Origin of the sequence: Marinobacter metalliresistant (genome assembly GCF_038098645.1) — a bacterium.
GTDB classification, from domain to species: domain Bacteria; phylum Pseudomonadota; class Gammaproteobacteria; order Pseudomonadales; family Oleiphilaceae; genus Marinobacter; species Marinobacter metalliresistant.
In genome coordinates this window covers 1463786-1489414 of the sequence record NZ_CP101118.1, presented here as the reverse complement: position 1 = coordinate 1489414, position 25629 = coordinate 1463786, and the positions used below count along the sequence as shown (strand labels likewise).

At 59.1% G+C, this 25629-nt stretch carries 25 protein-coding genes; 18 read left to right on the top strand and 7 right to left on the bottom strand.

The window, feature by feature from the left end; all coding sequences use genetic code 11:
* Positions 1–215 precede the first annotated feature (215 nt).
* Positions 216–758 carry an oligoribonuclease gene (gene orn, locus NLK58_RS06930; protein WP_341582412.1) on the top strand — a complete coding sequence of 181 codons (543 nt, stop codon included), beginning with the start codon at positions 216–218 and terminating at the stop codon, positions 756–758.
* Here the strand turns inward: orn and queG are convergent.
* Complete coding sequence (gene queG / locus NLK58_RS06925) at positions 753–1832, bottom strand: tRNA epoxyqueuosine(34) reductase QueG (protein WP_341582411.1); 1080 nt, start codon at positions 1830–1832, stop codon at positions 753–755. The two genes, orn and queG, sit on opposite strands and share 6 nt — an antisense overlap.
* Positions 1833–1979: 147 nt before the next feature.
* Here queG and NLK58_RS06920 point away from each other — a divergent pair, with 147 nt between their 5' ends.
* The 11 genes from NLK58_RS06920 (at position 1980) to NLK58_RS06870 (ending at position 14997) form a co-directional block, all read left to right on the top strand.
* Positions 1980–3533 (top strand): NAD(P)H-hydrate dehydratase, encoded by a 1554-nt coding sequence (locus NLK58_RS06920; RefSeq protein ID WP_341582410.1) that lies wholly within the window; start codon positions 1980–1982, stop codon positions 3531–3533.
* Positions 3530–4030 (top strand): tRNA (adenosine(37)-N6)-threonylcarbamoyltransferase complex ATPase subunit type 1 TsaE, encoded by a 501-nt coding sequence (tsaE, locus tag NLK58_RS06915; protein WP_117617825.1) that lies wholly within the window; start codon positions 3530–3532, stop codon positions 4028–4030. The genes NLK58_RS06920 and tsaE overlap by 4 nt, the downstream gene beginning before the upstream one ends.
* 35 nt (positions 4031–4065) lie before the next feature.
* Positions 4066–5424 carry an N-acetylmuramoyl-L-alanine amidase gene (locus NLK58_RS06910; RefSeq protein ID WP_341582409.1) on the top strand — a complete coding sequence of 453 codons (1359 nt, stop codon included), beginning with the start codon at positions 4066–4068 and terminating at the stop codon, positions 5422–5424.
* 20 nt (positions 5425–5444) lie between these two features.
* Positions 5445–7349: a DNA mismatch repair endonuclease MutL gene (mutL, locus tag NLK58_RS06905; protein ID WP_341582408.1), complete on the top strand. Its 1905-nt coding sequence runs from the start codon at positions 5445–5447 to the stop codon at positions 7347–7349.
* Between the two features lie 28 nt (positions 7350–7377).
* Positions 7378–8385, top strand: a complete 1008-nt coding sequence (gene miaA, locus NLK58_RS06900; protein WP_341582779.1) for a tRNA (adenosine(37)-N6)-dimethylallyltransferase MiaA — start codon at positions 7378–7380, stop codon at positions 8383–8385.
* Positions 8386–8417: 32 nt separating this feature from the next.
* On the top strand, positions 8418–8669 hold the full coding sequence (hfq, locus tag NLK58_RS06895; RefSeq protein ID WP_008170056.1) for an RNA chaperone Hfq: 252 nt from the start codon (positions 8418–8420) through the stop codon (positions 8667–8669).
* Between the two features lie 119 nt (positions 8670–8788).
* The gene (gene hflX / locus NLK58_RS06890) at positions 8789–10087 is read left to right on the top strand and encodes a ribosome rescue GTPase HflX (RefSeq protein WP_341582407.1); all 1299 of its coding nucleotides are present in this window, start codon (positions 8789–8791) and stop codon (positions 10085–10087) included.
* Positions 10088–10170: 83 nt separating this feature from the next.
* Complete coding sequence (gene hflK, locus NLK58_RS06885; protein ID WP_341582406.1) at positions 10171–11379, top strand: FtsH protease activity modulator HflK; 1209 nt, start codon at positions 10171–10173, stop codon at positions 11377–11379.
* Between the two features lie 2 nt (positions 11380–11381).
* Complete coding sequence (hflC, locus tag NLK58_RS06880; RefSeq protein WP_341582405.1) at positions 11382–12257, top strand: protease modulator HflC; 876 nt, start codon at positions 11382–11384, stop codon at positions 12255–12257.
* Between the two features lie 180 nt (positions 12258–12437).
* Positions 12438–13619 carry an ATP phosphoribosyltransferase regulatory subunit gene (locus NLK58_RS06875; RefSeq protein ID WP_341582404.1) on the top strand — a complete coding sequence of 394 codons (1182 nt, stop codon included), beginning with the start codon at positions 12438–12440 and terminating at the stop codon, positions 13617–13619.
* Positions 13620–13701: 82 nt separating this feature from the next.
* Entirely contained in the window at positions 13702–14997 is a 1296-nt protein-coding gene (locus NLK58_RS06870; RefSeq protein WP_117617818.1) for an adenylosuccinate synthase, read from the top strand.
* A 53-nt stretch (positions 14998–15050) separates the two neighbouring features.
* Here NLK58_RS06870 and cmoB read toward each other — a convergent pair whose 3' ends face one another.
* The 5 genes from cmoB to NLK58_RS06845 are packed head-to-tail and all read right to left on the bottom strand — an operon-like array spanning position 15051 to position 18691.
* Positions 15051–16043, bottom strand: a complete 993-nt coding sequence (gene cmoB / locus NLK58_RS06865; RefSeq protein ID WP_341582403.1) for a tRNA 5-methoxyuridine(34)/uridine 5-oxyacetic acid(34) synthase CmoB — start codon at positions 16041–16043, stop codon at positions 15051–15053.
* Positions 16044–16045: 2 nt separating this feature from the next.
* Positions 16046–16825 (bottom strand): carboxy-S-adenosyl-L-methionine synthase CmoA, encoded by a 780-nt coding sequence (cmoA, locus tag NLK58_RS06860; RefSeq protein WP_117617816.1) that lies wholly within the window; start codon positions 16823–16825, stop codon positions 16046–16048.
* Complete coding sequence (locus NLK58_RS06855) at positions 16818–17186, bottom strand: kinase (RefSeq protein ID WP_117617815.1); 369 nt, start codon at positions 17184–17186, stop codon at positions 16818–16820. The genes cmoA and NLK58_RS06855 overlap by 8 nt, the downstream gene beginning before the upstream one ends.
* Before the next feature lie 32 nt (positions 17187–17218).
* On the bottom strand, positions 17219–18235 hold the full coding sequence (locus NLK58_RS06850) for a serine/threonine protein kinase (protein WP_341582402.1): 1017 nt from the start codon (positions 18233–18235) through the stop codon (positions 17219–17221).
* A 9-nt stretch (positions 18236–18244) separates the two neighbouring features.
* Positions 18245–18691, bottom strand: coding sequence for a hypothetical protein (locus NLK58_RS06845; protein WP_341582401.1), 447 nt, complete (start codon positions 18689–18691; stop codon positions 18245–18247).
* Between the two features lie 127 nt (positions 18692–18818).
* Between NLK58_RS06845 and NLK58_RS06840 the strand changes: the two genes are divergently transcribed.
* Positions 18819–19928 (top strand): NAD(P)/FAD-dependent oxidoreductase, encoded by a 1110-nt coding sequence (locus NLK58_RS06840; protein WP_341582400.1) that lies wholly within the window; start codon positions 18819–18821, stop codon positions 19926–19928.
* A gap of 166 nt (positions 19929–20094) precedes the next feature.
* Here NLK58_RS06840 and NLK58_RS06835 read toward each other — a convergent pair whose 3' ends face one another.
* Positions 20095–20829 (bottom strand): ComF family protein, encoded by a 735-nt coding sequence (locus NLK58_RS06835; RefSeq protein ID WP_341582399.1) that lies wholly within the window; start codon positions 20827–20829, stop codon positions 20095–20097.
* A 50-nt stretch (positions 20830–20879) separates the two neighbouring features.
* On the opposite strand from NLK58_RS06835, the gene bioB reads away from it, so the two are divergent.
* The 5 genes from bioB (at position 20880) to bioD (ending at position 25613) form a co-directional block, all read left to right on the top strand.
* Positions 20880–21938, top strand: a complete 1059-nt coding sequence (gene bioB, locus NLK58_RS06830) for a biotin synthase BioB (protein ID WP_341582398.1) — start codon at positions 20880–20882, stop codon at positions 21936–21938.
* 166 nt (positions 21939–22104) lie between these two features.
* Positions 22105–23280, top strand: a complete 1176-nt coding sequence (gene bioF / locus NLK58_RS06825) for an 8-amino-7-oxononanoate synthase (protein WP_341582397.1) — start codon at positions 22105–22107, stop codon at positions 23278–23280.
* The gene (locus NLK58_RS06820) at positions 23277–24035 is read left to right on the top strand and encodes an alpha/beta fold hydrolase (RefSeq protein WP_117617809.1); all 759 of its coding nucleotides are present in this window, start codon (positions 23277–23279) and stop codon (positions 24033–24035) included. Before bioF ends, NLK58_RS06820 begins: the two co-directional genes overlap by 4 nt.
* On the top strand, positions 24023–24859 hold the full coding sequence (gene bioC, locus NLK58_RS06815; protein ID WP_341582396.1) for a malonyl-ACP O-methyltransferase BioC: 837 nt from the start codon (positions 24023–24025) through the stop codon (positions 24857–24859). Before NLK58_RS06820 ends, bioC begins: the two co-directional genes overlap by 13 nt.
* 61 nt (positions 24860–24920) lie before the next feature.
* Positions 24921–25613 carry a dethiobiotin synthase gene (gene bioD, locus NLK58_RS06810; protein WP_117617807.1) on the top strand — a complete coding sequence of 231 codons (693 nt, stop codon included), beginning with the start codon at positions 24921–24923 and terminating at the stop codon, positions 25611–25613.
* Positions 25614–25629 lie beyond the last annotated feature (16 nt).

Below are 25629 nucleotides of genomic sequence, written 5' to 3'. Positions count from 1 at the left end.
TGTGCCATCATACTGGAATCGTGCCTATTCGGCTTGGACGTTGCCAAGACGATAAAGACATATCTCCAAATTTCGGAGCGGGGCTGGCATCGGCTTTTCGGAAATGTCGGAGGCCATGGATGGCCGGAGTCAAGCGCACATGGATGTGCTTGTAGCGGTTTCCGGAAAGCCGATGCCAGCCCCGCCTCCCCTAAATCTAGAAGGCTGGGAAAATAATGGCAGATAGCGATCGCCTGGTTTGGATCGATCTGGAAATGACAGGCCTGGACCCCGAAAAAGAGCGGATCATTGAAATGGCAACAATTATCACCGATTCGGAACTGAACACAGTAGCGGAAGGTCCGGTCATTGCTGTCCATCAGCCAGATGCTTTTCTGGATGCCATGGATGAGTGGTGCACCAGAACGCACGGTGAAAGCGGTCTTACCAAGCGTGTTCAGGAAAGCGATATCTCCGAATCAGAAGCCGAGCAGCAGACCATCGAGTTTCTGAAAAAACACGTTGAGGCGGGGCAGTCACCGCTGTGCGGCAACAGCATCGGCCAGGATCGACGTTTCCTGGTCAAGTACATGCCAGAGCTGGAAGCCTTCTTCCACTACCGGAATCTGGACGTGTCTACCGTTAAAGAGTTAGCCCGCCGCTGGCGGCCAGATGTGCTGGCCGGCGTCAAAAAGAAAGGCAGTCATCTGGCTTTGGACGACATCCGGGACTCCATTAACGAACTGCGCCATTACCGGGAACACTTCTTCAAGCTATAGGTTGTGCTGCCGCAGGGCCCACTGGACATGCTCACGGACCATTTCGGAAGGGTGGTCCGCGCGCTTTTTCAGGGCTTCAATAACCGGAATGGTTGAGGGTGCGTTGCCCAGCCCAACGGCCAGGTTGCGAAGCCAGCCCTCATAGCCGGTTCTGCGAATGGCAGAGCCTTCTGTTCGTTTCAAAAACTGTTCCTCGGTCCAGAGGAACAGCTCGGCCAGGTCGGTGTTATCCAGCCCGTGCCTGGGCTGGAAATCCCGCTCTTTCGTTGGTTTGCTGAACTTCTGCCACGGGCAGACCAGCTGGCAGTCATCACATCCGAAAACCCGGTTGCCCATCAGGGCCCGCAGCTCTTCCGGAATGCTGCCTTTGAGTTCAATGGTCAGATAGCTGATGCAGCGCCTCGCATCCAGCTTGTGCGCAGCTACAAACGCATCGGTGGGACACACATCCAGACACGCTGAACAGCTCCCGCAATGGTCTTTCTCGAATGGTGCGTCAACAGGCAGCGGAGCGCTGGTAAAAATTTCTCCCAGGAAAAAGAAAGAGCCTGCTTTCGGGTGAATCAGCATGTTGTTCTTGCCGATCCAGCCAAGGCCGGCTCTCTGGGCCAGGGCACGCTCGAGCACTGGCGCGCTGTCCACGAAGGCCCGGTAGTCGTATCCGTTCAGCGCCTCATCAATTCGTCCTGCCAGCCGGGCCAGGCGTTTGCGGATCAGTTTGTGGTAATCACGCCCCAGTGCGTAGCGGGTAACGTAGGCTCTGTCCCGGTGAGTGAGCGCATCTTGGGGGCTGTCCGGCGCCGGGAGATAATCCATTCTCACGGAGATGACCCGGGTGGTGCCTGGCACCAGCGAGGTGGGCGTATAACGCTTGTCGCCATAGTGCGCCATGTAATCCATTTCGCCCTGATATCCCTCGGTAAGCCAGTCTTGCAGATGAGTTGCATGCTCACCGGTATCCGGCGTTGTGATGCCCACATCGGAGAAGCCTAGCTCAGCTGCCCACTGGCGGATTAGCGCTGGCAGATCAGCCAGTTCCGGGGATGGTTTGTCACAGGTAGACGTGGTGCTCATGGAAACTGCCGGTGATGAGATCCGTCCGGGAACGAGGGTACGGATATTTAATTTGATTAAGTTATGACCTTTTCAACTGTTTTGCTATGCTTTACAGATAGCTGGCCAATTTTCTTAAACCGGTTTCTGTAACGGGAGCAAAGGTTCATGCCGCCGTCCGCTGCGCACAGTCTACCAGACGCGCTGTTTTCCGCCGATGCGGTCAGACAGATTGATCGCTATGTGATTGATCAGCAGGGTGTTGATGGTTTTGAACTGATGCAGTCTGCCGCCCAGGCGGCGTTTCGCTGTCTGGTCCGGCACTGGCGGGACGGTGGTCCGGTGCTGGTTCTCTGTGGTGCCGGAAACAATGGTGGCGACGGCTACCTGATTGCCGCCAACGCTCAACGTCATGGTATGGATGTTCGTTGTGTGGCCGTCGCACCAACCAAAAAGCTCACCGGTGATGCGAGAAAGGCCTGGCAAAAGGCGCTGGCAGACGGCGTGGATGTCGATGAACTGGAGGGTATTCCGGAATCTGGCCTCAACGGGCATTTTGCCAGTGCCGGAATGATTGTTGATGCCATGCTGGGTACCGGCGTATCGGGGGCGCCCCGCGAACCCTTTGCCGCGCTGATAAGGCGGTGCAACCAGGCGTCAGCGCCGGTGCTTGCGGTGGATTTACCCTCCGGGCTGAATGCGACCACGGGGGCAGCCGGGGGTGACGTGGTAAGGGCAACAATGACTGTCACGTTTATCGGGCTTAAAGCTGGCCTGTTTACCGGTCAGGGGGCCGCAGTGTCCGGTGAGGTTGTGTTTGAGCCCCTCGGCACGGCTGAGGGGGTTGCTGGTAGTGGTCAGCAGCCGGTTGCGCACCGTCGTGACTGGGCGTCGGTTATGTCCTGGTTGCCGGAAAGACCGGCAAATGCCCATAAAGGCCGTTTCGGGCATGTACTGGTGGTGGCCGGCGACCGGGGGTTTGGAGGGGCCGGCCTGTTGGCGGCAGAGGCCGCAGCGCGCTCAGGGGCGGGTCTTGTTTCCCTGGCAACCCGGCCCGAGCATGTGAGTGCCGCGCTGGCCAGGTGCCCCTCTGTGATGGCTCATGGCCTGATCCATGGCTCGGAATTGCCACCGTTGCTGGAAGCAGCCTCGGTTATAGTCTGTGGCCCCGGGATAGGCCGCAGCGCCTGGGGCCAGCAGATGCTGGAACAGGTTATTTCCAGCGGTAAGGCCCGGGTTCTGGATGCCGACGCGCTGAATCTGTTGTCTGGTCGGGTTGCCATACCGGCGGATAACCATATTTTAACGCCTCATCCGGGCGAAGCCGCCAGATTGCTCAACTGTCTGGTGCCGGAAGTGGAAGCTGACCGAGTGGCCGCTGCCAATAGATTACAGGCCATGTACGGCGGGACTGTGCTACTGAAGGGGGCGGGCACAGTGGTCGCCTCGGGACACGCAGCGGCCGATATTATCAGCGGCAGCAACCCGGGAATGGCCACCGGTGGTATGGGCGATGTGCTGTCAGGCATCCTTGGCGCCGTTTACGCCCAGCTTGGCGAGACGGACAAAGCGGCCGTTCTCGGCGCTTCGGTGCATCTGGCTGCGGCTGACAAAGCCTCAGAGACCCGGGGGTTCATGGGGTTGATACCCAACGATGTGATTGATGCGCTGCCGCTGGTATTCCGCGAGTCTGAACCCAGTCGGGTGCTGGGGGATTTATGAGCATGACAGGGAATGAGCGCCGCCTGTTTCTCGAAAGCGAGGCTGAAACTGAACAGCTTGGCCGGGAGTTGGCGAGACGTGTTGCCGAATCCGGCCGAGGCCTGGTGATCTGTCTGGAAGGCGACCTGGGTATGGGCAAAACCACCATCAGCCGGGGTGTCATGCGTGGGCTTGGCCACACCGGCGCGGTAAAAAGTCCCACCTATACCCTGGTGGAACCCTATGAGGACCTGGAGCCGCCGGCGTACCATTTCGATCTTTACCGGCTCGGCGATGCGGAAGAGCTGGAATATATGGGCATCCGGGATTACTTCGCCGGCGATAATCTGTGTCTGATCGAATGGCCCGAGCGGGGAAAAGGAATTCTGCCCGACCCTGATCTGGAGATTCATCTGGACCGGCAGGGTGAGGGGCGTTCCGTCGTTATCAGAGCCCGTTCCGAGCGGGGTGCCTCGGTGCTCAATGAGCTGCAATTGATTGGTCCGGGCCACAACTAGGTCGGGAACCTGATGGAAACTGGCAGGTAGGCTGTATGAGAATCGCTGAACTCAAAACAAGACTGGTCCAGCCGCTGACACTGTTACTGGCGGTTCTGGCGCTGCCCGTTTTCGCCGGAACACAGGTGGAAAGTGCGCGGATATGGCCGGCGCCGGACCACACCCGTCTGGTATTCGATACCGCCGGGCAGGTAGAGCACAACATCTTTTCCCTGTCAGGGCCGTCCCGCCTGGTTATCGATCTCAAGAATACCCGCCTGAAAGCGGATTTCTCAGGGCTGGACCTTTCCGGCAGCCCGATCAAGCGGATTCGCAGTGCGCCTCGCAACGGAGACGATCTGAGGGTGGTTCTGGATCTGGAAACCGACATCAAGCCCCGGAGCTTTCAGCTTGAGCCGAACCAGCAATATGGCCACCGGCTGGTCGTTGATCTGATTGACGAGAGCGGCAGCCGTCTGGAAAAGGCTGCCAAACCAACCGTTACCCAGGATTCGGCAGGCAAGCGGGATGTTATCGTGGTGATTGATGCCGGCCATGGCGGTGAGGATCCGGGCGCTATCGGTCCCAGGGGTACGCGCGAGAAAGATGTGGTTCTGAAAATGGCGAATACCCTTGCCGGTCTGATCAATGACCAGCCTGGATACACCGCCAAGCTGACCCGGACAGGGGACTACTACATTGGCCTTCGCAACCGGACGCTGCTGGCCAGAAAGTACAATGCCGACCTGTTCGTATCCGTACACGCAGATGCTTTCCGCACGCCCCAGCCGAAGGGAGCGTCGGTCTTCGCCCTGTCCCAGCGCGGGGCGACCAGTGAAACCGCCCGCTGGCTGGCAAACAGTGAAAACCGTTCGGACCTGATAGGTGGTGCTGGCGGATTGTCCCTGGATGGTCGCGATGACACGCTTGCAGGCGTGTTGCTGGATTTGTCCATGACAGCAAGCATCAACGCTAGCCTGGGTGTTGGCAGTTCGGTCCTCGGCAAACTCGGACGTGTTGCAGAGCTGCATAAGCCGGGTGTGGAGCAGGCGTCGTTTGTGGTGCTGAAGTCACCGGACATTCCCTCTATCCTTGTGGAAGCCGGGTTCATATCCAATCCCCAGGAAGAGAAAAACCTGACGACTGAGTGGTACCGCAACAAGCTGGCCGGCGCTATTATGAAAGGCGTTGACGATTACTTTCAGAAAACCCCGCCGCCGGGCACCTTGCTGGCCTGGCAGAAGCAGAATCGCCAAGGTGGAAACAGCGTCAGTCATTACCGGATCCAGCATGGTGACACGCTTTCCGGAGTGGCCAGGCAAAACCAGACCACGGTCAGTGAGCTGATGCAGTATAACGACCTGCGGGATGACCGTGTTATGGTAGGGCAAACCATTCGTATTCCCGCGTCCTGATCAAGAGGTTTTCCCGTAATATGCCCCCCATTCGATTGCTGTCACCACGGCTCGCGAACCAGATTGCCGCGGGTGAAGTGGTGGAGCGCCCCGCATCTGTCGTCAAGGAACTGGTCGAAAACGCCCTGGATGCCGGTGCCACCCGGGTTGATGTTGAGGTGGAGCAGGGCGGCGTCAAGCTGATTCGCGTACGGGACGACGGCAGCGGTATTGAAGAGGATGATTTGCCGCTGGCCCTGAGCCGGCACGCGACCAGCAAGATCGCCAGCCTTGACGATCTGGAAGCTGTCGCTTCCCTGGGCTTTCGTGGTGAGGCGCTCGCCAGCATCAGTTCGGTTTCCCGCCTGGCGCTGACTTCCCGGACAGCCGAGCAGGAAGCGGCCTCCCGGGTAGAAGTAGAGGGCCGGGAGATGGACGCCAGAATCTCTCCCGCCGCACACCCGGTGGGTACCACCGTCGAAGTGCGTGATCTGTTCTTTAATACCCCTGCGCGCCGCAAGTTTCTGCGCACCGAAAAAACCGAATTCAACCACGTTGAGGAGTGTGTGCGCCGGCAGGCCCTGAGCCGGTTTGATGCCGGTTTCACCCTCCGTCATAACCAGCGGGTTGTTCAAAGCCTGAGGCCTGCCGATTCAGCCCTTGACCGGGAGCGGCGGATCGGTGCCCTGTGCGGGCAGCAATTCATCGACAATGCGGTGGTTATCGATGCGCAAGCAACGGGGCTTCGTTTGTGGGGCTGGGTTGCGCTGCCGACATTCTCCCGCAGTCAGTCGGACCTGCAATATTTCTTTGTCAACGGCCGGGTGATTCGTGACCGGCTGGTGGCTCATGCCGTGCGCCAGGCCTACCGGGATGTTCTCTATAACAACCGGCATCCGGCCTTTGTGCTGTACCTGGAGGTAGACCCGGCCACGGTGGATGTGAATGTGCACCCCACAAAACACGAAGTCCGTTTCCGGGACGGCCGGCTGGTTCACGATTTTATCTTCAGAACCCTGCACAAGGCCCTGGCCGATGTCCGGCCGGATGATCATTTCCGGGGCGCTGTCGCCCAGTCCTTTGGCCGTGAAGCGTCGGCTCAGGCGGAAAGCGCACCGGCCATGGGTGCTCCGGGGGGCGCTTCCTGGAATGGCCAGCCAGCGGTGCCGGGTTACGGTCATTCAGGCACATCAGCCGGTTTCGGAGGTCAGTCACAGCCTCAGCAGGAATGGCGCGCCAGTGATCAGATGGCGTTCTATCAGTCCCTGAACGCCGGTGGCGGAACCGGAAGCCCGCAGTCGACACCGGTCGGTGACCGGGGTGCCACGCCCATTCCGACGCCGCCGGCCGACAGTGATGAGGAGCCGCCACTTGGCTATGCCATTGCCCAGCTGCACGGTATCTATATCCTCGCCCAGGGGCGGGCAGGGATGATCGTGGTGGACATGCATGCTGCCCACGAGCGCATAACCTATGAACGGATGAAGCGGGCCCTTGCCGAGCAGGATCTGAAAAGCCAGCCATTGTTAGTCCCGCTGTCTTTGGCGGTCAGCCAGAAAGAGGCCGCCCTGACCGAGAGCCATGGTGATGAGCTGCAGAAGCTTGGCCTGCAGATAGAACGGATCGGCCCGGAAACCCTGGCTGTCCGGCAGGTGCCGGCGCTTTTGCGAGGTGCCGACGCCGAACAGCTGGTGCGTGACGTGCTGGCGGATCTCATTGCGCATGGTCAGAGCGACCGGGTGGAAGCGGTCACTCACGAGCTGCTCGGCACCATGGCGTGCCATGGTTCGGTCAGAGCGAACCGCCAGCTCACCGTTCCGGAAATGAACTCATTGCTCAGAGATATGGAAGCCACCGAGCGAAGCGGCCAGTGCAATCACGGCCGGCCGACCTGGACACTGGTAACCCTGTCCGAGCTGGACAAGCTGTTCCTGCGGGGGCGTTAGGGTGTCATTGCCGCCGGCCATTTTCCTGATGGGCCCGACCGCGTCCGGTAAAACCGACCTGGCCATGTCCCTGTGCGAGCAGCTACCTTGCGAGATCATCAGTGTCGACTCGGCCATGATATACCGTGGCATGGATATCGGTACCGCCAAGCCGACGGCGGAAGAACTGGCCCGGGCCCCGCATCGCCTGATCGATATCTGCGATCCGGCACAAACCTACTCGGCCGCGGATTTTCGCCGCGACGCCCTCGCTGCCATGGCCGAGATCACGGCAGCGGGCCGGATACCCTTGTTGGTGGGTGGAACCATGATGTACTTCAAGGCACTGCTGCATGGTATGTCCGGTTTGCCTGCGGCGAGCCCGGAAGTGCGCAGGATGTTGGAGCGGGAGGCTGAGGCGCGGGGCTGGGAAGCGCTGCACCGGGAGCTGCGCAGTGGTGATCCTGTCGCGGCGGAGCGGATACATCCAAACAATCGCCAGCGATTGTTGCGGGCCCTGGAAGTCCTCCGAGTGACCGGCAGGCCGATTTCAGCGTTCTGGCAGGCAGAGGTTGCCGGTAAAAGCGAGGGCGTGCCTGAGTCTGCCAGTAGAAGCGATATTGAGGATTACACCTATTTCACCCGCTGGCAGGCAGACGAAACATCTTTGCTACCGTATACTGTGGTCCAGCTTGCCATGATGCCGCCGGAGCGGCGGGTGCTTCATGAGAGAATCCGTCAGCGCTTCCTCAAGATGCTGGAGGCGGGTTTTCTTGACGAAGTGCAGGCATTGATGCTCAGGGAAGACTTGCATCCTGATCTCCCTTCCACGCGTTGTGTCGGCTATCGCCAGGCCTGGAACTATTTGTCCGGGGCAGACGACTACGACACATTTGTAAGCAAGGGTATTGCAGCCACGCGCCAGTTGGCGAAGCGGCAGTTGACCTGGTTGCGTAAGTGGTCTGATGTGGACTGGCTGGACAGCGAAAACAAACTTATCGCTAAGGCCGCCTTGAAAAAAATCAGACTTCGCACCACATTTAACTCTGACAAATGACGATCTGCACTTACTAAAACAGGAGAAAACACATGTCAAAAGGGCATTCGTTACAAGACCCTTACCTTAATGCATTGCGCAAGGAACGCATTCCGGTTTCCATCTTTCTGGTTAATGGTATCAAGCTTCAGGGCCAGATTGAGTCTTTCGACCAGTTCGTGATTTTGCTGAAAAACACTGTCAGCCAGATGGTCTACAAGCACGCTATTTCCACTGTGGTTCCTGCCCGCAATGTCCGCATTCCGCAGCAGGCTCCGGGAGGAGAGGGCGAATCTGAAGACTGATCCATCCGCTTTCCCGGTATTGCCACCCGCGTTCCGGAAGATCCTTTTCAGGGATCTGATGGCCGCGGGTGTTTGTTTTTATGATATTGACAGTTTCACTGTTCCGGAGTTGATGCCAATTGTTTGAACGTCCTGATGTCGGTGAGCGCGCGATACTCGTCCACATCGATTTCACTGCCCATGACGGTACGGAAGACCCCGGCGAGTTTCGGGAACTGGTGACGTCCGCCGGCGTTGAGCCGGCGGGTATTGTTACCGGTTCCCGCAAGCAACCCAGCCCGAGATTTTTCGTCGGTGAGGGAAAGCTGGAAGAAATCCGTGACGCCGTAGCCGCCAATGAAGCCGATGTCGTATTGTTCAATCATGCGCTGAGTCCGCGTCAGGAAAGAAACATTGAGCATGAACTCAAGTGCCGGGTGCTCGATCGTACAGGTGTGATTCTCGACATCTTCGCCCAGCGCGCCCGGACTCACGAAGGTAAGCTGCAGGTAGAGCTGGCACAGCTCGAACACATGTCGACGCGTCTGGTGCGGGGCTGGACCCACCTGGAGCGGCAGAAGGGTGGCATCGGCCTTCGGGGCCCCGGCGAAACCCAGCTGGAAACCGACCGCCGTCTGCTTCGGGAACGGATAAAGTCCATCCACAAGCGTCTTGAAAAGGTTCGTCGGCAGCGGAGCCAGGGCCGACGGGCCCGTCAGCGAGCGGATATTCCAACCGTGTCTCTGGTTGGTTACACCAACGCAGGTAAATCAACCTTGTTCAACCGGATTACCACTTCCTCCGTATATGCCGCAGACCAGTTGTTTGCGACTCTGGACCCGACGCTGCGACGTCTGGAACTTCCGGATATCGGGCCGGTCGTAATGGCGGACACGGTGGGCTTCATCCGGCACCTTCCCCACAAGCTGGTCGAAGCATTCCGGGCGACCCTGGAAGAAACGACACAAGCGACAATCCTGCTGCACATTATTGACAGCCACGACAGCCGGCGTAACGAGAATATAGAGCAGGTCGAAGAGGTGCTGGCCGAGATCGGGGCAGATGAGATTCCCATGCTGCAGGTGTTTAACAAGATTGACCTGCTGGAAGACTTCACGCCGAGAATCGAGCGCAATGAAGACGGTGTTCCCGTCAGGGCCTGGGTGTCCGCGGTGACCGGGGAAGGGCTCGATGGCCTGTATGACGCCATTGTGGAGAGACTTGCAGAGGACGTTGTGCATCATTTTGTTTTGCTGGGGCCTGCCGACGGCAAGCTGCGCGCGCTGCTGCATGAGGCCGGGTCCGTGCTTAGCGAGGAGCATCGTGAAACGGGGGATACGGTGTTGGAAGTTCGTTTGCAGAACCGGGACTGGCTGCAGCTTCTGAGCCGGGCCGGAGTGAAGGAAGAATCGGTCAGGCTCGAGCTGGGGCATGCCTGAAACCGCAACGGCTATTGCCGGGGCGGAGATAAATCCCTAGTATTTGCAGCCATTCTTTTTATAAGTCAGAAACGGAGAGCACTATGGCCTGGAATGAACCGGGTGGAAACCGTAACGACAACGACCCCTGGGGTACCGGTGGTGGTCGGCGCGGCAATGATCAGGGTCCGCCAGACCTCGATGAGGCATTGAAAAAAGGGCTGGACAAGCTCAACAAGATGTTGGGCGGCAAAGGTGGCAAGTCCGGTGGCAGTGGTGATGGCAGCACCGGCGGAGGCGGCCCTGGTTTTGGCGCTATCCTCGCCCTGGCTGCCATTGTTGTTGTTGGCTACGTCGTCTTCCAGTCTTTCTACACCGTGGACGAGCAGGAGCGGGCCGTTGTTCTGCGTTTCGGGGAATACGACCGGACAGAGAGCCCGGGTCTGCGCTTCAAGGTGCCGTTGATTGATGACGTCACCAAGGTGCGCGTAACCAATGTCCGTACAGCCGAGTCGACGGGCCAGATGCTGACTCAGGATGAGAATCTGGTCAGCGTGGATTTGCAGGTGCAGTATCGGGTCAGTAATGCCCGTGATTATGTGCTTAATGTCCGTGACTCTAACCAGGCTCTGGCGTTTGCCACCGACAGTGCGCTTCGGCATGAAGCAGGCGGTGCTACTCTGGATGCGGTATTGACCGAGGGTCGGGTTGAGCTTGCGGTAAACGTTGAGCAGCGAATCCAAGGCTTCCTGCGGCAGTACGGTGCTGGCCTTGAGATTGTGCGGGTCAACGTGGAAAGTACCCAGCCGCCCGGGCCGGTTCAGGATGCTTTCCGGGAAGTGCAGCGTGCCCGTGAAGACGAGCAGCAACTCAAGGAAGAAGCAGAAACCTATCGCAACAAGGTTGTGCCGGAAGCCCGTGGCAAGGCCCAGCGCATGGTTGAGGAAGCGGCGGCATACAAAGCCCAGGTGGTTGAGCGCGCGGTCGGTGAGACCGCCCGGTATAAGGATCTGCTGGCCGTGTACGAGAAGGCGCCTGATGTCACTCGCGAGCGCATGTATCTACAGGCCATGGAGAGCGTGCTGTCCAGTTCCAGTAAAGTGCTGGTTGATACCAAGTCTGCCGGTAACATGATGTACCTGCCACTGGATCGTCTGACCGGTCAGGGCGGCGCCAGCCTGGCGGCGGGCCGGAACGAGAGCGCAGGGGATGCGGGCAGCCTGACCGGTCAGGCTGATATCCAGTCCCTGACGGATCAGGTGCTTCGCGAACTGCGCAATCGCCAGTCCACCAACGCGAGAACGGGGAGATAATCATGGGACCCAAAAGCATTATCGGTCTTGCTGGTACCCTCATCATTTTGTTGTTGGTATCGTCCAGTGTTTACATTATTCCGGAAACCCACCGTGGCGTTCTGCTGCGTTTCGGCGAGCTGATCGAGACCAACGTTCCTGCGGGGATTCACTTTAAAGTCCCCGTTATTGATGAAGTCAGGGAGTTTGATGTTCGGGTTCTTACCATGGACCTGCCGGCGCGTCAGTATCTGACCATTGAGAAAAAGCCACTGGACGTGGATTCCTATATTGCCTGGCAAATTACCGACGTGGATACCTTTTACCGGGCTACCGGTGGCGACGAGTTTCGGGCCCAGAATCTCTTGTTGTCGCGGGTGGATAACGGCCTTCGTAATGAGTTTGGTGTCCGTACCATGCGTGAGGTGGTCTCAGGCGAACGTGATGATGTGATGGCCTCACTCAAGGACCTGGTCAACGAAACTGCGCTCAAAGAGTTTGGTATCCGGGTGCTGGATATCCGTATAAAGGCCATTGAGTTGCCGGAGCAGGTCCGTACGAACGTGTATCGCCGTATGGCCACCGAGCGGGAGAAGCTGGCTCAAGAGTATCGCTCCCGTGGTCGCGAAGCCGCCGAGGGGATTCGGGCGGATGCTGATCGTCAGCGCACGGTGGTCCTGGCGGAAGCATTCTCCAAGTCCGAGCAGCTTCGCGGTCAAGGCGATGGTGAGGCGGCGCAGATTTACGCCGATGCCTACAGCCGGGATCGTGAGTTCTTCAGCTTCTATCGGAGTCTTTCCGCATACCAGAACGCGTTCTCCAGCAAGGACGACATTCTGGTGATCGACTCGGAAGGCGATTTCATGAAGTACGTTAAGGACCCCCGGGGCGCAAAGTGATGCCCACCTGAGCGTTGAAAAAAAACCGGAATACATTCGTATTCCGGTTTTTTTGTGCCTGCCAACCGTGTAAAATTCTGGCGGTTTTGTGTCGGGTTTTTTGCCCGAATGTCGCCTTAAATTCTGTGTGATCCCCCCAGCCAACAGCGCCGGTGCGGATATAACGGACAACGGAATCTCATGACAGTATCTGATCGCTGGTTACTGCCGGACGGGGTAGAGGATATTCTGCCTCCGCTGGCCGGACGGATCGAATCCCTTCGCCGGGATGTAATGGATACTTGCCAGCGCTGGGGCTATCAGCTGGTAATCCCGCCGCTTATTGAATACCTCGAATCCCTGTTCACCGGAACCGGACACGATCTGGAACTGCAAACCTTCAAGCTGACCGATCAGCTGACAGGGCGGATGATGGGGGTGCGGGCGGATATGACACCCCAGGCTGCCCGTATCGATGCCCACACCCTGGGCCAGGATGGCATTACCCGCCTTTGCTACGCGGGCCATGTGCTGCATACCCGTCCGCGCCATATGCTGACCGGACGGACACCGATCCAGGCAGGCTGCGAGCTTTTTGGCAGTGCCTCCGAAGCAGCGGATATGGAAGTGATCAGCCTGATGCTGGAAACCCTTCGGGTTGCCGGGCTGCCGCGCATTCACCTGGATCTGGCGCACGTGTCGATTTACGAGAGCCTGGTCGGCGAAGCGGATTTTGACCGAGACACCGAAGCCGTGATTTTTGATGCCATGGCTCGCAAGTCAGTTCCCGAGCTCGATGAGCTGCTGGGCGGGTGTCCGGCGGGTTCTTCCGGTGCCCACCTGCGTGAGCTCGCACGGGTCAGTGGCGGCCCGGAGGCGCTGGCCGGGGCACGCCGTGTCCTGCAAGGTGCATCTGACAATCTGGATGCGGCACTGGATCAGCTGGGCCGTGTGTCGGACATGCTGGGCCGGGACTACCCGGAAGTCAGTTTCGGCTTCGATTTCTGCGAGTTGCGTGGCTACAACTATCACACCGGACTTGTGTTCGCGGCTTACGTTCCCGGTCATGGCGACTCGGTCGCCAAGGGCGGGCGCTACGATGCCATTGGCAGTGATTTTGGTCGGGCGCGGCCCGCGACGGGGTTCAGTCTCGATATCCGCGCACTGGTTTCCCTGGGTGAGCGGCTGGTACGGAAGTCCGGCGCAGTCTGGGCGCCGGCGGATGATGACCCGGCCCTGGAAGGCGTGATTTCCGGCCTGAGAATGACAGAAACCGTTGTCCGTGCCTTGCCGGAGGATAACGGTGTTGATCCGGCCGCCAGAGGCTGTGACCGGAAGCTGGTTAAACAGGGCGGCCAGTGGGTCGTGGAGAAGCTGGGCTGATGCCCCCGGGCTTCGGTGAATTCATTTACAGGTAAACTTGCGAAACGCCTGTCCTGCGGGGCAGCCGCATTGAGAGAGAATCATGGGTAAAAACGTTGTTGTGCTGGGCACCCAATGGGGTGATGAAGGCAAGGGTAAAATTGTTGATCTGCTGACCGACAAGGTCGCGGCCGTCGTTCGCTTCCAGGGCGGGCACAATGCCGGTCATACCCTGGTGATTGACGGCAAGAAAACGGCGCTTCATCTGATCCCTTCCGGCATCCTGCGTCAGCATGTTTACTGTCTGATTGGCAATGGCGTCGTCCTGTCGCCGGAGGCGCTGCTCAAGGAAGTGCGTGAGCTGGAAGCCAATGGCGTCGCCGTTCGTGACCGTCTGCGGATCAGCCTGGCATGCCCCCTTATCCTGCGCACCCATGTCCGAATTGACCAGGCCCGTGAACGGGCTCGCGGTGTCGACAAGATCGGCACGACCGGCCGCGGTATTGGTCCGGCCTATGAAGACAAGGTTTCACGCCGTGGCCTCCGCCTGGGCGACCTGTGCAATCCCGCCGGGTTTGAGGTAAAGCTGCGTGAAATCATGTCCTTCCACAACTTCATCCTGACTGAGTACTTCAAGGAAGAGGCTGAGGACATCGATGCAGCCCTTGAAGAGCTGAAACTGATGGGCGAAGAAATCCTGCCCATGGCGGCGGATGTTACCGATATGCTCCATGACTTCCGCAAGCGTGGTGAAAACATCCTGTTTGAGGGCGCTCAGGGCTCTCTTCTGGATATTGATCTTGGCACCTACCCGTATGTGACCTCTTCCAACACCACGGCCGGCGGTACCGCCACCGGCTCCGGTTTCGGCCCCCTGTTCCTGGATTACGTGCTGGGGATTACCAAGGCCTACACTACTCGCGTTGGTTCAGGCCCGTTCCCCACCGAGCTGTTTGACGAGATGGGCCAGCACCTGGCCGTCAAGGGCAATGAGGTGGGAACTACCACCGGTCGCTCCCGCCGCTGTGGCTGGTTTGATGCGGTTGCCCTGCGTCACGCCATCCAGATCAACAGCGTGTCCGGCATCTGTCTGACCAAGCTGGATGTTCTGGATGGAATGGAGACGGTGAAGGTCTGTGTCGGCTACAAGACGCCAAATGGCGAAATTACCCGGCCACCGATTGGCTGTGACACCTACAAGGACATCGAGCCGGTCTACGCCGAGCTGCCGGGCTGGAGCGATAGCACTGTCGGTCTGACCAGTCTGGACCAGTTGCCCGGGAACGCCAAGGCCTATATCCGGTTCCTTGAGGAGCAGATTGAAGCGCCGATCGACGTGATTTCCACTGGCCCGGATCGTATTGAAACCATCACGCTCCGTCATCCGTTCGGCGAGTAATCGCCAGCGGAACAAAAACCGCCCTGCCAGACGGCACGGCGGTTTTTTTGCGCTCAGGGTTTCTCGGCGATTATTGTTGCGCGCAGGGGCCCCGGATAGCCTTCGACTGTTTTCGACGGATCGTCCGGATCCAGGAAATCCTGCAGTGAATTGAATCGCATCCAGTCGGTGCTGCGCTGCTCTTCGGTTTTGGTCGCCGAAACATCAACCACCCGGGCATTGCGGTAGCCGGTGCGGTCCAGCCAGCGCAGCAGGGTGTCGCAGCTGGGCAGGAACCAGACATTGCGCATCTGCCCGTAGCGATCCCGGGGCATCAGGCTGTAGCCCTCGGGTCCTTCAACCACCAGCGTTTCCAGGACCAGCTCGCCACCTTTCCGGAGCGTACCCTTCAGTTCGAGCAGATGGTCCAGCGGTGACCTTCGATGGTAGAGGACACCCATCGAAAACGTGGTGTCAAAGGTCTCAAGGTCGGCCGGCAGATCCTCCATCCGGACCGGCAGCAAGTCCACGGGCACATTGCCCAGGTAATCCTTGATGCTCAGGAACTGGAACATGAACAACAGGCCTGGATCAATGCCGATGACCCGGCCAGCGCCTTTACCCAGCATCCGCCAGCAGTGGTAGCCGGAGCCGCAACCGACATCCAGAATACGACGGCCGGAAAGGTCTGAAAGGTAGGGGGATACTCTGTCCCACTTCCAGTCGGAACGCCATTCGGTATCGATCCGGGTGCCGAAGAACTCGAAAGGACCCTTCCGCCAGGGCATCAGCCCGCGTAACCCCTGCTGCAAGTGCTCTTGCTGCTCCGGCGTCAGGGCATGTGGCGATGTCAGGGTTACAGCGGAACGGTCCAGGTGCGCCTCCACACCGGCCATATCCGGCAGGCGGGCGAGGGCGGCTTGCCAGCGATCGAGATCGCCATGGGGATTGTCGTCAAAGCGGCGAGTCAGTTGCTGCCTGAGCGTTTGTGCCCAGGCATCAAGGCCGTCATCTGAAAGCTGATCAAGAAGCGGTCCGAATCGGGTTTTCCAGTCAAATTCTGCCATGGTCAGTCGGTGTCGGGTGTATTGGCCTTGATGGCGAGCATGGAAACAAAGTTAAAGCACTGATACCAGATCAGAACCTGATCGAAGCCTGCCGCCTGGAGTCGTTCCTTGTGGGCGGCGAGTGTTTCCGGAATCAGGACCTGCTCAATGGCCGTGCGTTTCTGGCTGATTTCCAGATCTGAATAACCGTTGGCGCGCTTGAATTCGTGGTGCAGGCGGGTCTGTATCGCCTGCTCGCTTTCCGTTTCAAACCGGATTTTCTCCGACAGGATCAGGACGCCCCCGGGCCGGGTTGCCTTGGCAATCCGGGTGAGCAGGCCGGCCCGCTGGTCCGGATCGACAAACTGCAGGGTGAAATTGAGCGTTGTGACCGAGGCGCTACTGAGCTCGGTGTCCAGAATGTCTTCGCAACGCAGGGTAACGGGGAGGTTATTGTCGTCCAGGGCAATGTAATGTTCGCAGCGCTCGATCATTGCCTCGGAGTTGTCCACGCCCACAAGGATACAGTCCCGGTGTGGAATTCCGTGCCGCATTGCCAGGGTCGAGGCACCGAGCGAGCAACCCAGATCGTAGCAGTGGGAGCCGGGCTGGGCGTATTGTTCGGTGATCACCTCGATCATCGGAATGATGGTGGTGTAACCGGGCACCGAACGGCGGATCATGTCGGGAAAAACCCGTGCTACCGACGCATCAAACCGGAAATCCTCCGGGCGGCGCTCGGTGGCAAACAGCCGGTCCGTCACCTGCTCGGGTGGTACGGAAGGTTTGCGGGGCTTATTCATTGCCGTCTTGTGTCTCCGGCTGCCGTGGAACTGCCGGCCCGGTCGGTGAAGGGCGTCTGCACCGCACACCGCGGTTCTTGTAATCGACCAGGATGCCCCGGAACGACGGGTCCACATCCGCCGCAATGGCCAGGTAGCCGTTCTCGCACACTGCATGCAGTTCCGAAGCTTTCGGAGACATACGGAAGGTTTCCTCCCCGGTGATATGAATGGCTTTGAAATCGCCAACCGGGACGTGGTCCTTGTTCTTGGTGTGGCTTATCTTGTCAGTCATCTCAAGCACCAGGACAGTGCCGATAATGGCAGCCAGCGCGGTCACGATCAGGCTGCGGACGGTGTAACGGGCCTCATTCTGGCTCATGCCTACCTCATTTCAAGCGTGTTTATGTGCGGTTAGTACTGCCCTGGAATCGTAATTGCCGGTGACTGCAGGGCGGACAGCTGTTCCCGGAGCGAGAGAATCTGGTCGGACCAGAATCTGGGTTGGGCAAACCAGGGGAAAAAACGTGGAAAGGCGGGGTCATCCCAGCGTTTAGCCAGCCAGGCGCAGTGTGCGATCTGCCGGTAGCAGCGTAATGGCTCGATCAGGTGGCGTTCACGGCGGTTAAAATCACGGAACATCTCGTAACCTTCCAGCAACTCCCCAAGCTGGGCACCGCGCTCGAAGTCGTCACCATTAAGCAGCAGCCACATATCCTGAATGGCCGGCCCGGAGCGGCAATCGTCCAGATCCACGAACAGCATCTGTTCTTCCCGGCAGAGAATATTGCCTGCGTGGCAGTCGCCATGCAGACGCAGGGTCTCAACAGGGCCCGCTTCATCAATACGGGCAGCGCACAGAGCTTGAAGATCCGGAATCAGACTGTCCCATGCGGGCCGCAGATCCGCTGGAATCCAGCCGCCTTCCACTAACAGCCGATTGCTGGATTCAATGCCATCGAGTAACGAAATGCCTGGCCGGTGGGCAAAAGGCTTGCGGGCACCAATGTTGTGTATCTGGCCAAGCCACTGCCCCAACCTGTAGAGGGTGTCTGTCACGCTGGTGTCCGGAGCCTGGCCCCCGCGCTGTTGGAACACGGCAAACAGGAATTCGCCATGGTGACCGAGAGTATCTCCGGAGCCCAGCCGCATAGGCGCCACGACCGGTATGTCTGCCTGTTCCAGCTCTATAGTGAAGTCATGCTCTTCCCGGATCTGTGCTTCGCTCCACCGCCCGGGCCGATAGAATTTCGTAATCACCGGCGGACCTTCGTCCAAACCCACCTGATAGACCCGGTTCTCGTAACTGTTCAACGCAAAAAGCCGGCCACTTACCGCAAACCCGGCGTCTTCCATCGCGTCCAGAATGGTGTCCGGGGTCAGGGAATCGTAGGGGTGGGTGGATGCTGCAAGTGCGGGTTCATGGGTCATAGTGGAAGGTCAGAGCCTTGTATCGTATTTGGATTTCATGGACTGCAGATGATACCAGTTTTCATCCAGCTCCCAGCGAATACGGGATATGCCGGAAGCTCCAAGTACAACATCCCCTGCACGGGCCTGCACCTGGGCCAGTTCACGTTCTGCGCGCTGCCAGTCCCGGTGACTGTCCCCGAGATTTCGCATGCTGGGGAACACAGCGCCCAGTGCATGGTGGGTAGACGTTGAGTGTGAGCGCAGTGAGCTCATGATGGCGGTATCGCCCTCCACCCTGAGCACCCGATGTTTGTAGGGGTAGCTGGCAACCACCTCGTCGGCTTTCAGGCGCCCATTAAGGCTGACAACCTCAAAACCGCGCCAGCCGAGCCAGCCTACAAACAGGGCGGCCACCACCATCACCAGTACAAACTGCTTCCTGTCAGACATCATCGCCGGACTCCATGCACTCATTTCCGGGGCCAAGTATAACCGGTATGAGTCCCTGAGTAATGTGTTCAGACCCCGGAGGCCGGTTTCCGCTGGCGTGTGAGGATGGGGTATGCTCCGGTAATCGGCAGCTAAGCGGGAGCAGGAAGAAGTGCCTGGAGAATTCCTTGAAACAGAAACCGTTGTTATCGGAGCTGGTGTCGTCGGCCTGGCCATTGCGCGCGCACTGGCAAAAAGCGGGCACGATGTGATCGTTCTCGAAAGCGGAGACCGGTTCGGAGACGGTATTTCGTCGCGAAACAGCGAAGTCATCCATGCCGGGATCTATTACCCGGAGCAGTCACTGAAGGCCCTGCTGTGCGTGGAAGGCCGTCAGCGCCTCTATGAGTACTGCCAGAGCCACAAGGTTGACCACCGGAAATGTGGCAAATGGATTATTGCCGCCAGTGATTCGCAAGCCCGGAAACTTGAGGATATTCAGGCCGCCGCCGCCCGCAATGGCGTCAAGCTGGCCATGCATGACGCGGATGCCGTTACCCGTCAGGTTCCTCAAGTCCAGGCCCGCGCCGGCCTCTGGTCCCCCGAAACCGGTATCATCGACAGCCATGGCCTCATGCTCTCACTGCTCGGAGAACTGCAGGATGCCGGAGGTCAGCTCGTCCTCCGGTCACCGGTCGTCGCGGCAGAGTCCGTTGCTGGCCACCACCTGCTCAGGGTGGCAGGCGACAACCCGCTGACACTAAAAACGACACAGGTCATCAACGCCGCCGGCCTGGGCGCCGTTCCCCTGGCCAAAACCTGGGCAGGCCTTTCAGATCACCATAAGCCTCGGCAATGGTTCGCCCGCGGCGTCTACTTCAGCTACAGCGGCCGCCACCCCTTCAATACCCTGATCTACCCCGTCCCCGAACCCGGCGGCCTGGGTGTCCACCTGACCCTTGATCTGGCCGGCCAGGCCCGCTTCGGTCCTGACGTGGAATGGATCGAACAGGAAGATTACACCGTCAATACCAACCGCCTCGAGGCCTTTGTCAAAGGCATCCGTCAATGGTGGCCATCCCTCGACCCATCCCGTCTCCAGCCCGCTTACGCCGGCATTCGACCAAAACTGTGTGGACCCGATGGCGGTTTTGCGGACTTTCGAATTGATGGTCCGGAAGATCACGGCGTACCGGGGTTGGTAAATCTCTTTGGGATTGAATCGCCTGGACTGACTTCATGTTTGGCGATAGCAGACTTGGTTAAGAAAAAGCTGGTTTGATCGACCTATCGCAGGGTTTGGGCGCCGTGCCGGCAGGCTCTCCCGGGATTGTTGAGGGCCATGGATGGCCCGAATCAAGCGCTCAGGGATGAGCTTGTAGCGTATCCCGGGAGAGCCTGCCGGCACGGCGCTTCCCCCAGAGTCATAGCAGAATCTGAGGGCAGCCTCAGCCAGGAGTCCGAGCCAAGGCCCAAACCTGAATATCCCGCGCCCCCGCCTCCCGCAGAGCCCCCGCCAAAACCCGAACCGTTGCCCCCGTCGTCACCACATCATCCACAATCGCCACCCGTTCAGGTGCCACCGACGTCACTTCAAACACCCCGCGAAGATTCGCCAGCCGCTCATCCCGACTCAATTCCCGTTGTGACCGCACCCGGCGAACCCGCTGCACCAGTCCGGCATCCACTGTAATCCCAAGGTGCCGCCCAACATTCTCGGCAATATCCTGGGCCTGATTGAAACCGCGCCGGCGCCGGCGTCGCGAATCCATGGGGGCGGGCACCAGTACGTCCGGTCTTGTTATCGTTCCGCTGCCCAGTTCCTGTTCAAGAAAACCGGCAAAATCCGCGATCAGCGGCCGCGCAAACTTTCGTTGCCCGTTGTATTTATAGCGGCCGATCATGCCATCCAGGGGATACTGATAGCGCCAGGGAATGCAGGATGTCTTGAACGGAGGCGGGAATTTCAGACAGTCGCCGCAAAGCAGATCCGAAGAAGGAAAAGCCAGGGGCAGGGCGCAACAGCGGCAGTGCCAGCGGTTAACCGGTAGATCTTCCCGGCATGGCTGACATAACCCATTGAAAGCACTGGAAGAAAGGCAGGCGGCGCAAAGTCCGCCCTGTTTGATGCTGTTAACCTTTCGTTCCATGAAGGTTGACAGCCAGTTCAGTCCCTTTATCATCTGATTCATCCGTAAACCCAGAGACCGGGAAAGGTTAACAGGACTTTTACATGACCGCTACAGAACTCCGCCACGACTGGACACTGCAGGAAGCCCGCGAACTGTTCGAGCTTCCCTTTAACGATCTTCTGTTCCGTGCCCAGAGCGCGCACCGGGAGCACTTTGATCCCAACGAGGTGCAGGTGAGCACGCTGTTGTCGATCAAGACCGGTGCCTGCCCGGAAGACTGCAAATATTGCCCTCAGAGCGGTCATTACAACACTGGCCTCGAGAAAGAGAAGCTGCTGGAAATCGAGAAGGTGGTGGCTGAGGCTCAGGCGGCAAAGCAGAAGGGCGCCTCCCGGTTCTGCATGGGCGCGGCCTGGCGCAGTCCTTCGAAGAAAGACATGCCCTATGTTCTTGATATGGTCAAGCAGGTGAAATCCCTCGGGCTGGAGACCTGCATGACCCTGGGCATGCTGAAGGAAGAGCAGGCGGTAGAGCTGGCCGAGGCCGGTCTGGATTACTATAACCACAATCTGGACACTTCCGAGAAGTACTACAGCCACATCATCACAACCCGGACCTACCAGGACCGTCTGGATACGCTGGATAACGTCCGTAAAGCCGGTATGAAGGTTTGCTGCGGCGGCATTATGGGTATGGGCGAGGATGAGGATGATCGCGTCGGCCTGCTGGTCCAGCTGGCGAACCTGCCTCACCATCCGGAAAGTGTGCCGGTGAATATGCTGGTGAAGGTGAAGGGCACGCCGATGGAGGATGTGGAGGATCTGGATCCGTTCGAGTTCGTTCGCATTATTGCGGTGGCCCGGATCATGATGCCGGCTTCCCACGTGCGCCTGTCGGCGGGCCGGGAGAATATGAATGAGCAGATGCAGGCGCTGTGCTTTATGGCGGGTGCCAATTCGATTTTCTACGGTGAGAAGCTGTTGACCACTGCCAACCCGGAAGCCGATGCCGATATGCTGTTGTTCAAGCGTCTTGGGATCCGGCCGGAGCAGCGGGAGCAGTGTGCCTCCGAGGAGCAGGAAGTGGAGGCGATTGCCGAGGCGGTGGAGTATGAGGCGACTCGCCATATGTTCTATGACGCTACTCGGGAATCTGCCTGAACCTTTTTTTCGACCCTGGGGAAGCGACGAGCGGGTAAGGCTCCCCGGGATACGCTACGGGCACATCCATGTGCGCTTGTTTCGGGCCATCCTTGGCCCTCTACAATCCCGGGGGAGCCTTACCCGCTCGTCGCCCGGGCCGTTGAGTTAACTTCCAGGTGCGATCGTGCGGGACTTTGGCCTTGAACTCGAAGAACGTAAACAAGCCGGGCTTTACCGGACTCGTCGGCAGGTAACCGGTCCTCAGCAGCCATCTCTGATTGCTGATGGCAAGTCTCTGTTATCCTTTTGCAGCAACGATTATCTCGGGCTTGCCAACCATCCCGCTAACATTGACGCACTGCGTGCCGCGCTACCGGACACCGGTCTCGGGGGCGCGGCTTCCCATTTGATCTGTGGCCATCATGATGCGCACCACCAGTTGGAGCAGCGTCTGGCGGAATTCACCGGGCGCAGTTCGGCATTGTTCTTCTCGACCGGCTACATGGCCAATATGGGTGTGATTTCGGCGCTGGCCGGTCGCGGGGATACGATTTTCTCGGATCGGCTGAATCATGCGTCCATTATCGATGGCTGTATTCTGAGCCGGGCCCGGGTTCGCCGGTATGCCCACGGGGACGTTGCCGCGCTGGAGGCGATGCTGGCGAAAACGTCCGGGCACAAGCTGGTGGTGACGGACGGTGTGTTCAGTATGGATGGCGATGTGGCGCCGCTGGCCGGGCTGGCGCGGGTCTGCCGGGCCCATGATGCGCTGCTGGTGGTTGACGATGCCCACGGCCTTGGCGTTCTCGGGCCCCAGGGGCGGGGGAGTGTGGCTGAGGCGGGACTGTCGGAAGTGGATGTTCCGGTGCTGATCGGCACCCTGGGCAAGGCGGTCGGTACCAGCGGTGCGTTTGTTGCAGGGCCGGCGCTGCTGATGGATTATCTGGTTCAGAAAGCGCGAACCTACATCTATACTACGGCCATGCCGCCGGCGCTTGCCTTGGCGACCTGCGCAAGTATTGATCTGATCGAGCGCGATGATGCCCGCCGGGAACATGTGTTGGGGCTGGTTTCCCGGTTCCGGAGAGAGGCGTCTGCGCTGGGTTATGATCTGATGCACTCCCATACGCCCATTCAGCCGATCATGATTGGTGATAACCACGCTGCTCTGGCGTTGAGCCAGGCGCTCGAAGACAGGGGGTTGCTGGTGTCGGCGATACGCCCACCCACCGTTCCGGTGGGTGAGGCTCGTTTGCGGGTTACGTTCAGTGCCGCACATACTCAGGAGAATCTCGATTGTCTGTTGAACGCGCTGTCGGAATGTCGTCACCTGGCTCAGGGCACGGAAGTGGCGATATGAGTTCCGCGAAAGTCTGTCCGCGTCTGGTGGTTGTCGGTGGCTGGGGTGTCCGGGCGGAAATGCTGGCCGGGCTTTATGGTTTCTGGCCGGGTGAGGTGATGCCGGTTTCGCTGGACGATGAACTGCTGGCCCGCTGCAGTTCCGTGCCTGAAGTGGCCGAGGAGTTGCTGTCGCTGTATCCCGAGCCGTCGGTCTGGATGGGGTGGTCCCTCGGCAGCCAGATTGTGATGGAGGCCGCCTGCCGGGAAACCGGTTCGGTGTCCTGTGCGATCACTCTCGGCGGTTTTCCGAAATTTGTCGCCGATGAGAGCTGGCCCCATGGAATGGCGGCCCGTGAGTTCAGGGCTTTTGCCCGGGGCATTCGCCAGGATCCGCAACGGTACTGGCTGCATTTTCTTCTGTTGATGATCAACGGAGCGGCCGACGAGAAGCAGGAGCGGCAAAAGCTCAAGCCGTGGCTCGAAAAAGGCACCCTGGTGTCAAACGATCATCTCTGTAAGAGCCTTGCATGGCTGGATGCCGGGGATCAAAGAGCGCTTTGGCAATCGCTCGCCACACCCGCCCTTCACGTGATGGGCGGGCAGGACATTGTTGTCAGGCCCTGGGCCGGCGACCTTGAGATTCCGGTCGTCAGTCGCCAGACGGTGGTCGAGGGTATGGCGCACTGGCCGGGTGGATGTTCGGCCGCGGATTGCTGGGGGGCAATCCGTTCTTTTCTGGCTTCGAAGGCGGAGTTGTCAGCATGGGCGTCATGAGTTCCGTGACCGGTAGTCAGGGCGGCCTGAAAGGCGCCTCCCTGACGCTCAAGGCGGATATTGCCCGGGGCTTTGGTAACGCGCGGAGCACCTACGAGAGTGCCTCAAGATTGCAGCGTTTCATGGGCAACACCATGCTGCAGAAGCTCCTGACCCGCAACGCGGTGGCGGCAGATTCAGGCGCTTTGGATCTTGGTTGCGGCACGGGCTGGTTCACCCGCAAGCTCGCGGCAATGGAGCAGGTGGGGGCAGTGGCGGGGGTAGATCTGTCTCAGGGTATGGTGCAGGAAGCCCGGGAAAAAGGTTCTCAAGACGTTGACTGGATCATTGCCGATGCCGAGCACCTGCCTTTGCAGGATGCAAGTTGCGACCTGATTTTCAGTAACCTGATGATCCAGTGGTGTGAGGATCCCCGGGCGGTGTTCCGGGAATGCCGGCGGATACTGCGCCCTGGTGGACGGCTGATGGTCTCCAGCCTCCTCGACGGTACGCTGAAGGAGCTGAAACACGCCTGGAGAGCTGCGGATCCGGAGCATGAACATGTAAACCGCTTCGAGACTGAAACGGCCCTGCGTGCAAAAGTGAACGCTGAACTGCCACAGGCGACCATCGAAACCCGAACCATCCGCCTGCCCTACACGTCGCCCATGATGCTGGCAGGTGAGCTCAGGCATCTTGGCGCAGGTTTCCGGGGCGCTGAACGCCGCAAGGCTGTGACCGCGCCGGGCAGGATGCGGGACATGTGCAGGCAGTATTCGAAAGAGCCGGACGGAACGGTTATGGCAAGCTACGAGGCCGCCTGGATTTACTGGAAGAAAACCTGAGGCCTTACCGGAAGACAGGAAATAGGCTGGCATATTCTTGTGCCCCTGACAGGACTGAAGTATGGCGAAAAAATCCTATTTCGTAACAGGTACCGACACCGGTGTAGGCAAAACCATGGTATCTGCCGCGATTTTGCACGCCGCACGAGTCATGAGGAAACGGACTCTGGCGATGAAGCCCATTGCCTCGGGCTGTGAGCGGACACCCGAGGGCCTGCGCAACGAAGATGCGTTGATGCTGCAGAATGCCATCTCGGAACCATTGGCTTATGAGTTGATCAATCCAGTTGCGCTGGAGCCGGCCATTGCGCCCCACGTGGCCGCTGAACAGGCAGGCCGGCACATTACTGTTGATCGCCTGGTGGGGTTCTGCCGTGGTTTGCAGATTCGTCCTGCAGACCTCCTGCTGGTGGAGGGTGCCGGAGGCTGGCGGGTCCCACTTAATGATCGGGAAACTTACGGAGAATTTCCGCGCCAGCTGGCCATGCCGGTGATTCTCGTGGTCTCGCTCAGGTTGGGTTGCATCAACCACGCCTTGCTCACGGCAGAAGCCATACGCAATGACGGGCTGATGCTGGCGGGCTGGGTTGCCAACCGGACCGAGCCAGAGCCCATGAGTTGTGAGCAGGACACCCTGGACTACCTGGTCAATCACATGGCGTCGCCGTGCCTGGGAATACTGCCGTGGCTTGAACAGTCGCGTCCGGAGATGCTGGCAAGTTACCTCAATATTGATTCCCTGTTTGAAAAATGACCAAAAATGTGGCTTA